General features: G+C 42.5%; 3 protein-coding genes. 1 reads left to right on the forward strand and 2 read right to left on the reverse strand.

Features of this window, described 5'->3' with window-relative positions:
- Positions 1–189 precede the first annotated feature (189 nt).
- Positions 190–2748: a bifunctional diguanylate cyclase/phosphodiesterase gene (locus DEU29_RS13635; RefSeq protein ID WP_133540920.1), complete on the reverse strand. Its 2559-nt coding sequence runs from the start codon at positions 2746–2748 to the stop codon at positions 190–192.
- A gap of 70 nt (positions 2749–2818) precedes the next feature.
- Positions 2819–4357 (reverse strand): methyl-accepting chemotaxis protein, encoded by a 1539-nt coding sequence (locus DEU29_RS13640; protein ID WP_133540922.1) that lies wholly within the window; start codon positions 4355–4357, stop codon positions 2819–2821.
- Positions 4358–4672: 315 nt separating this feature from the next.
- Here DEU29_RS13640 and DEU29_RS13645 point away from each other — a divergent pair.
- Positions 4673–5695: IS1182 family transposase (locus tag DEU29_RS13645; protein WP_133540924.1), on the forward strand; the 1023-nt coding region annotated here is incomplete at its 3' end.

Below are 5695 nucleotides of genomic sequence, written 5' to 3' on the forward strand. Positions count from 1 at the left end.
GCTCACGCCATTGCTCGCGAGTTCGGTATGCTCGGCTCATGATGCTACCACCTTATTGGTTAAACTTGATGGTAGCCTATGGCTTTAAACTATGACTGAATAGGTGTGGTTCGAGTTACGCTTACGTTACGTCGTTTATTTTCGCAGACAACTGCTCGGTTTTTTCACATTAACCCAAGGTAGCTTCAATTAATGTAATGAGGAACTAAAGGTACCTGTCTTCAGCAGTTGCTTCCAATCTTTTTCATTAAGCGGTTTAGAAAAATAGTATCCCTGAAAAATATTACAACCTGATCTGTTTAAGTAATTTCGCTGGATTTCGTTTTCAACCCCCTCAGCTATACAGCTTACGCCTAGCGCCTTAGCCATATTGATAATCGCGTCAACTATCACATATTCTTTATCCAGCGCATCGTCAACAATATCATCAACAAAATATTTATCTATCTTTAACTCTGAAATGGGCAACTCTTTAAGGTATGCAAGGCTTGAATAGCCCGTCCCAAAATCATCTATTGAGAAATGAAACCCTAGTTCTGCTAGCTTTAGCATTGTTTTTCTGACCAAAGACATGTCGGACACAAGTGCTGTTTCTGTCAGCTCTAGCATTAATACTTGCGGAGGAATACCTTTCTCTTTTGTGGTTCGAGTTAGAAACTGCGCAAACTCTGGGGCCACAATTTGTCGAGCACTGATGTTGATAGAGACCTTACTGCATATTCCTTCACTCATGATTTCTGTAAGCGCATCACAAGCGGCTTCTATGACCCATTCTCCAATAGAAAAAATTGCACCGGTTTCTTCGGCAATTGGAATAAAATCAGCCGGGCTCACCCACCCAAACTCAGCTGAGTGCCATCGAATAAGAGCCTCAAATGCAATGATTTCTTCATTTGCGTTATATTGAGGCTGAAGAGCAAGGCTCAGCTCACCTCTATTGGCAACGGTTTGTACCCGATCGCGAATCGCAATGTACTTGTCATATTCATCAATGCCATCTTTGTCAATATGACAGAGCCCGAATGGCGCGTCATTCTTTGCTCGCATCACTGCATGTTCAAGCACACTTAACATGGCTTCAAAAGAGTGTTCTGCAGGATTAAATATTGCGCTCCCAAGAGAGCCTGACAATGAATAAGTGGTTCCGCCGATATCGACTCTATAGTTATCAGAGTGGAGTAGAGCGCTTTCAATCAGATTGGAGTTGAAACTATAAAGGTCAGTTTTTGACGCAGTCTTGTGAGACAGTATGACAAAGGAGTCTGCATCATATTTGAAAATAGCATAATCGTGGCCAATGATTGCTTTCAACTTGTCGGCTACCTGCTTTAACGCTTTATCACCATTGTGAAAACCAAAACGATGGTTAAACGATGCCATTTTATCAATATCGAGTAAAAGTGCATGAACATAATGCCCTTGTCGCATAGCCTTAAACATATGCTCTTTTGCTTCTCGTTCAAACCATTGGCTGTTACGAAGGTTGGTTACGTTATCTGTGAAAGCCAAGTTATAAATAGCATCCTCAGCCTCTATTCGCTCACTTATGTCCCTGACCAAACCTATATATTGCTTTTCGCCATTCTGGGTGGTCTCCGTAAGCGACAACTCCATCTGAAAGATTTCGCCATTTTTTCGCCGGGCAGGAAGTTGCCTACCTACACCGATTATTTTAGCTTCCCCCGTAGATTCATAATGGCGCATATAGTCGTCGTGTTTCGTTGCATATGGCTCTGGCATTATGATAGCGACATTTGAACCAAGCATCTCCTCTCGGGAGAAGCCAAACATTCTGACCGCCACATCATTACACTGCAACATACGGCCCTGACTGTTGATAGTAATAACGGCGTCATTTAAGTTATTCAGAATATTCTCAAGCTTATCTGCATGCTCTCGAGTCTGTATTGACATCAACTTTTGCTCAGTAATATCTTCAAAAGCACCAAATACTCGCAGTAAGTTCCCGTTGGAATCTAATTCCGCATTTCCTGTGGTTCTTACCCATTTAGTGTTGCCAGTCGCATCAACAAACTCTAATTCCAAGTTATAAGGCTCAGCATCTTTTAATAAATTAGTGAATGCGTCTTTGATTATATCTTGGGCGGCTGGAGCATAAAATTTGATCGCTTCCTCTGGTGATAATTCACGTCCTTTTGATACACCGTAGATGGCATAGATTTCGTCAGACCAAAACACTTGCTTCGCTTTATTATAAAATTCCCATGCCCCGGTTTTTGAAATAGACTGTACCTCATTAAGTAAGCTGAGATGAGAACCTGTTCGCTTGTCCAAATGACATTTCTGAATATAGAGACTCAGTTGTTCCGCAAAATTGCCGAAAAATTGTGTTTTTAATAGGACTGGCTCATCGATAAAATCAAACAAAGCAACAACAATGCCGACTACCGTACTGTCTTCATTGATTATTGGTGCACCCATGTAACCATCGAAGCCAATATCCTGTAATAGCTTATCTTGCGGGAAGCGTTGCATTACACTGGTGGGATAAACACACACGTTGTTATTTTCAATATTACTGCACGGCGTGCCCTCTAGTGCATAAGTCATATTTTCCAGAGGCGATTTTTCGCTAGAAATAATCAGAGTCGTAATACTCTCACCTTCTTTCACAGCCAAATACAGTATCTGCGACTGTAAAGCGCTCCTTACCGAGTCCAGTTTGCTCTGAAGGTAATCTGCGTTTTCGATAGCAACTGCTTTGAGCGCATCGCCGTCAAATTTCATTTTGTACTTAAACAACTGTTGCTCTCCGCCTGAGTGTATATCTGAAGAGACACTGCATAATTATTAACGGCTACTGCTGAAAACTCAGGGGCAACGATGCAAGCGCTTCGGAACGTTCGGTAATTTTATCAGACTGATTAGATACCTCGCCTGCGAGCGAAAGATTATTATCAGCCTCCTGATTAACATTCATTATGTTACGACTGATTTCTTCTGCAACAACACTCTGCTCCTCTGCAGCAGTTGATATTTGTGTTGCATAATCCGCGATAGTGGCGACATCTTCATACACTTTATTGATGATTCCTACCGCTGCCTCCGTCTCAGATAAACACTGCTCTGCTGTTTGTTTACCTTGCTGCATTTTATAGGCCCATGCCAGAAGCGTTTCTTTTATCCCCGCCATGGAACTTTGTATTTGCTCGGTTGCATTATGAGTACGCGTTGAAAGCGCTCGCACCTCTTCAGCAACCACAGAAAACCCTCTACCGTGCTCTCCCGCGCGAGCAGCCTCAATTGCAGCATTCAAAGCAAGCAAATTGGTCTGATCAGCAATACCCTGAATTTCTTTCGTTACATTGCCAATTTTTTCGGCTTCACTGGCTAGCTCCTCAGACGATGTTGCTGACGCTGACACTTCTCCAGACAAGGCAGTGACAGATTGCATTGTTTTTTGCATTGATTCTGTTGCCTTACTGCATTCAACGTGCACTGCATCAACTCTTTCTGATGTGCTGGCAGTGTTAGACGCCACCTCTTTGATAGTTGCTGACATTTCCTCCATCGCAGCCGCAAGTTGATGTAGCTCCTTTGTTTGCCGCTCTACACCTTCTTGTGTTTCTCTCGAAGCGCTTTTGAGTTCAAACGCACTTTCTAGTAGAACTTTTGCGCCGTCTGTTGCTCTGCCGAGTATAGTTCGCGCTCTTCCTTGATGTAATGCATCTCGAAAGTGCATTACATTAATAAGTGATGACCCGCTATATACTGTTCGCGAGACACTGTCGTACTCAATTTGCATAGTTTTAAGCGCACTTGGGAATGCGATTAATTCAGAATAAAAGCAAATGAATGTGATAACCGGAAACAGAGCACCAAAAAATACTGTGTAGGTAGATAAAAACATCGTTAACACTGAAAGTGCCAAGAAACATGCAAATCTGAATCTAAAAGACTCCCATAAAGGCTCAGAGATGCTTTTTCCTGTATTGAGCTGTTGATACAGAGACTCGGCTCTATTTCTGACTGTTGACGGAAGTGTTGTTCTTACAGACTGAAATCCGGTTAGCTTACCTGCTTCATAGAGAGGCGTCACGAAGGCATCCACCCAATAGTATCTACCATCTTTACATCGGTTTTTTACAGCACCTCGCCATGCTTGACCAGAATTGAGTTTTGACCACATATCGGCGAACGCGGCTTTAGGCATATCAGGGTGGCGGACAATGTTATGGTTTTTACCAACGAGCTCCTCTTTTGAAAAGCCTGCAACACGACAAAACTCCTTGTTAGCATATCGTATTACTCCCCGAGTATCCGTTACTGAAACCAGCTCTTCATCATCCGAAAAAGTAACTTCATCATTAATTATGGTTTGGTTGCGTCGCGACATCGAGAATTCCCTGTATAGACTTGTATCTCATAGTGACAGATTTGAATTCGTTTGTAACAGCTTTCAACTGTGCGGTTTCAATATAGGTAAAATAATACAGATATTAAATAGCCGAAGTCCTCCGACCACTAGTTATTTAGGCAAGATGATATTTTGAGCTGATATCCGCTTCACGTACAGGCTGTGTGAAAACTATTGATCACCTTTTGGTCTAAGCAGACTTTTTATATGATCAATCGGTCTTAAGTATCGGTCCTCAATTGATATCTGAATTGGTACAATAAAACTATCAAAAAATTGATAGGTTTCAATCACATGTCGAGATTTATCGAAGGCCAAAGCCGAACACAAAGCACGCTGTTCCCCGAAGTTTTAGATGACTACATCCATGAAGATAATCCGATTCGTGCAGTCGATATGTTTATCAATTCATTAGGTTTATCTGACTTGGGTTTTGCACGTTGCCAACCAGCCAACACAGGTAGGCCAAGCTATTCTCCGGCAACCATGCTCAAGATTTACCTTTATGGTTATCTTAATCGCATTCAATCAAGCAGACGTTTAGAAAAAGAAACGCAGCGTAATGTCGAGTTGATGTGGCTGGTTGAGCGTCTTACCCCAGATTTTAAAACGATTGCTGATTTCAGACGTGACAACGGCAACGCGATACAACAAGTCTGTAAGCGCTTTGTGTTGATATGCCGTGAACTCAATATGTTTACGGATGCCATCGTGGCTATTGACGGCACTAAGTTCAAAGCGGTTAACAATATCGCTAAGAACTACTCACGTGGTTTGATAAAGACGTGTATCGAAACAACCGAAAAAGATATTGCCAATTATCTTATGGAGCTCGATAGAGCAGACCGCCAGTCCCGCACTGAAGACGCAGAAAAATTGAAAGGCAAGCTCGCTAAACTGCAAGCGCGTCTGGTAAGCGAGAAAACAATACAGCAAGAATTGGAAACCTTACCCGACAAACAAATCTCCTATACCGACCCCGACAGCAGGCGAATGGCACTAAAGCATAAAGGCGTATTAGTTGGCTACAATGTTCAAGCGGCTGTCGACACCAAGTACCATCTCATACTCGCCCATTACGTAACGAACAATCCAAGTGACAGACATCAGCTTGTTCCCATGAGCCAACATGTGCAACAAGCTTTGGGTAGACAACAAATCACTATTCTTGCTGATAGAGGTTATGACGACAGCACGAGCTTTAAGACTGTTCATGAGGCAGGCGTTACTGCAATTGTTCCGAAGATCCGTACTTCGGCTAATCGAAAAAAAGGACTGTTTACCAAAGAAGACTTTGTCTATAACAAAGAAAAAGAC

The organism is Idiomarina aquatica (assembly GCF_004362895.1).
GTDB lineage: Bacteria > Pseudomonadota > Gammaproteobacteria > Enterobacterales > Alteromonadaceae > Idiomarina.